This window comes from Bartonella sp. AA86SXKL, assembly GCF_042196885.1.
In genome coordinates this window covers 373-750 of sequence record NZ_JBHIRE010000290.1, presented here as the reverse complement: position 1 = coordinate 750, position 378 = coordinate 373, and the positions used below count along the sequence as shown (strand labels likewise).

1 protein-coding gene and 1 pseudogene are annotated in these 378 nt (G+C 39.9%); both read left to right on the top strand.

Annotated features, from left to right (window positions below; all coding sequences use genetic code 11):
- Positions 1-275: YbaB/EbfC family nucleoid-associated protein (locus tag ACFIO5_RS11605; protein ID WP_375705491.1), on the top strand; the 275-nt coding region annotated here is incomplete at its 5' end.
- A 34-nt stretch (positions 276-309) separates the two neighbouring features.
- Positions 310-378 (top strand): annotated as a pseudogene (locus tag ACFIO5_RS11600) (recombination mediator RecR); the annotation flags it as partial.

The window sequence follows — 378 nt, the reverse complement described above, 5'->3', positions numbered from 1 at the left end:
TGCAGAAAATTCAAGAGGAAATGGCAAATCTGCAAGTGACAGGGACTGCTGGTGGTGGACTTGTCAGCATCACCTTAAACGGTAAAAATACCATAACAGCAATCAAAATTGATCCTTCATTACTTAAACCTGAAGAAATTGAAATCCTCGAGGATCTGATTATGGCTGCTTATAATGAAGCCAAAACAAAAATTGAAATCGCTATGCAAGAAAAAACCAAAAGCATGACAGCAGGGCTACCACTTCCACCCGGTTTCAAACTCCCGTTCTCATGAAACCAAATTTTACTGAATTCTTTGGAAACAGAGTATGTCTAAACATATTGCAGGACCTGAGATTGAGCGTCTTATTCAGCTTTTAGCCCGTATACCAGGTCTG